3 protein-coding genes are annotated in these 2,763 nt (G+C 55.0%); 1 reads left to right on the top strand and 2 read right to left on the bottom strand.

The window, feature by feature from the left end; genetic code table 11:
- Positions 1–1,845: tetratricopeptide repeat protein (locus ABX962_RS34185; RefSeq protein WP_372726140.1), on the bottom strand; the 1,845-nt coding region annotated here is incomplete at its 3' end.
- A 1-nt stretch (position 1,846) separates the two neighbouring features.
- Here ABX962_RS34185 and ABX962_RS34180 point away from each other — a divergent pair.
- Positions 1,847–2,107 (top strand): hypothetical protein, encoded by a 261-nt coding sequence (locus ABX962_RS34180; protein ID WP_372726139.1) that lies wholly within the window; start codon positions 1,847–1,849, stop codon positions 2,105–2,107.
- Between the two features lie 104 nt (positions 2,108–2,211).
- Here ABX962_RS34180 and ABX962_RS34175 read toward each other — a convergent pair.
- Positions 2,212–2,763: DUF1579 domain-containing protein (locus ABX962_RS34175; RefSeq protein ID WP_372726138.1), on the bottom strand; the 552-nt coding region annotated here is incomplete at its 5' end.

Here is a 2,763-nt window from a genome sequence, read left to right as displayed (position 1 = left end):
GAGCAAGAGAGCCGTGGCGAAGCTTGCGGCAGCGGCTTGTGGATCCATGCGGTTGAGCTGCAGGTAGCCGAGACGCACGTGGGTTTCGACATCGTTGGGGAAGGCATCGAGGACGCGATTGTAAAGTTTAAGGGCGGTATCGGTGTCGCCGACTCCGGCACATGATTCGGCCAGCGCAAACGTTACGTCCATATTCTTTGGATCATGCTCGTGACAGCGCTGGAGCTCGGTTCGCGCGGATTCAAAGTCAGCCAAGCCGATGCACGCCAGTGAAAGTTGGTAGCGTGCCGACCAATGACGTGGGTTGGTTTCCGGCCAACCGATCACAGCGATCGAGAAAAGTCCCTGAGCCGTTTCGTATTGGCCAAGTTCCAAGAGCAACTGCCCAAACCGCTGTGCACCCCGCAGGTCACCAGGAAATTCGTTGACCGCACGTTGGTAAACCCGTACCGATTCATCGATCCGGCCGGTCCATCGTAAGCAATCGGCCAAGATGAATTGACTTTCGGCGTCACCGTTGAGTTTGGCGATCGCATCGCGAGCACGGGCTTCGGCGACTTCGAATTTGCCCGACCAGTGCATGACCTTGGCGAGGTTTCGCAGCGCGACTCCTTGTTTACGCGGATCGATGCGACTTTGGATCAACGCGTCCACGTCGGCGAGCGTTTCGCTGGGAATATCCTTGGTGCCGAGCGCGGCGGGCGATAACCATTCGGACCGGCGCATCGCATCGGCGATCCACAGCGACAGGCGGCGGTGAACGTCGATGGTCGGATGAACGTGGTCCAGGAAGTATTCGTCGCCCAGTAGATCGTGCCCTTGTTCGGCGAGGCAGACCTCACGCAGTTGCCGGTCGAAATCGACCACACAAACGTCGTCGGCTTTTGGCAAGTTGCGAACGATATCCAAAAACTCGTCGGGGGCGCGAAGCGGGCAGATATCAAGATTCAGCGCCGTCTGAAACGCTTCCTTGGCACGCGCGAAATCCAGTTTCGCGAAAGCAGATTGGCCGTCTTGGAAATCCGTCGCCTCCGGTTCGATCTTGAAGGGGCTGCAATCCTTTTCGTTGGACGCCGGCACGACAAACAGGATCTTCGCGCCCGATGCACGAGCGATGTCGATCATTCGATTGAGGTTGAACTGGAAATGGAGTCGAACATCGCGGCGCCACTCATCGTCGCGAACATAGTCCGATGGGCCAATGGTGTGATTGAGTCGTTCGTCGACTTCGGCGGGCAGCACACTGACGTTGGGATTCGGTTTCGTGTCGCGTTGACGCCGAAGGATCGAGTCGATGCAGCCATACGTGCGAGTCTTGGCGAGCCACCCGCTGAGCCAAAGCTGTATTGCGGATTGATCAAAGAAGTCGGCGTAGGTGCGACGTTCCAGGAACTCGTTCTGGCCGGTGTAGACGATGAAGACATCGGGTTCGTAGGCGGTCAATTCCTTCATCACGGTGGCAACACGATAGCTCGCGTAGCTAACACCGCCGGCGTTGGCGACTTCCCAGTTGGTGGTGGCGTCGATGTGCGGCAACCATTCTCGAAGCCAGCCGCAGAAGGACGTGGTGTCGTCGTAGGGGCGTCCGAACGTCGTGGATCCACCCACGCAAAAGATGCGTTTGGTGTTGGCTGGTTTGGCGGCGCCGAATTGTTGGTGGTTGAACCAAACCAATTTGTTCTCTGCCGTTCGGAGCCATGATTTCCCGGCGTCATCGGTGAATGGTTCGAACAAGGGGACTTGGTTTGAAAAACCGACAAACGGGTCCGCGTGATCGGTCGATCGTCCGACGCCCAGCAGCGTCAACGCGAATTCGATCAGCAGTAAGCACAGGCCCGTTGTCACGATGCCGAAGCAAGCTTTTTTCTTACGGCTGAGTTGGCGACGTGTCATTCTGGCGGATGTGATGTTGCGAAAGGATTTAGAGATGAGCCGCAACAATTGGCTGATGAAAGTGCCGGTAGATAGCGAAGAAACAGGCCGTCGCGCAAGTGGTCAGGAGAAGCGTCAATATGCTAAATCGAAATCGAATAGGGAAGCCGTTGTTCTCACGCACCGTTGGACCTTCAATAGCTCTTGTATGTTGCCCAGAACGTTGTCGGTTTGACCGATTGTACTTGTTTACCGTGCGGCGACGGGTATTTTGAAGAAACTCCAGGACATCGGCCGTACTGCCCTCGGGGACTTCGGCTTCGCCGATGTTCAGCTCATCTACTTCTCTTTTCTTGTGTACGCCAATTGCATGAATTTGGTTTCTTCGCCGCCTTGGAGAGTGATGTACATGGTCATCACACGTCTTCCATCCTTGTAGACCGTGGTCAACCTGTGTTTGGCCGGGTTGCCGTCCATGCCAGGTGCAATTCCGACAAGCGTCATTGTCTTTTTGTCTTTGTCGTAGTCACCTTTCATGTGCATTATTCCAGGACTTAAAGAATCCACCCAGGTTCCAACGTATTTCTTTGCCTCGGCGTCGTAGCCAGTGCATCCATGGCCTTTGAATTCTAACCCCATCATTTTGCCTTCAAAGTTGCTGATCAGCCAAAAGTCGCCTAGCATCCTGTTGGATTCAATGCCTTTGGTGACTTCAGGAGTCCCACTTGCGTAACTGGTGATTTCAACATCCCACTCCCCGGCATCGTCTCTAAGAACATCGTATTCGGGGCCTGCAGTTGGAACTTGAGCAACCGCGTTAGATTGCAAGAGTCCGCATTGAACAATCACGCAACCGAACGCGAAGGTAAACAATTTGAGTGAGTCTGTCAT

The sequence above is a fragment of the Novipirellula sp. genome (assembly GCF_041583735.1).
Lineage (GTDB): Bacteria > Planctomycetota > Planctomycetia > Pirellulales > Pirellulaceae > Novipirellula.
This window is presented reverse-complemented; position numbering and strand designations above follow the sequence as displayed.

Coding starts and splice junctions, on each gene's coding strand:
- ABX962_RS34180 (WP_372726139.1), top strand. CDS start 1,847: ATGCCGAAGCAAGCTTTTTTCTTACGGCTGAGTTGGCGACGTGTCATT.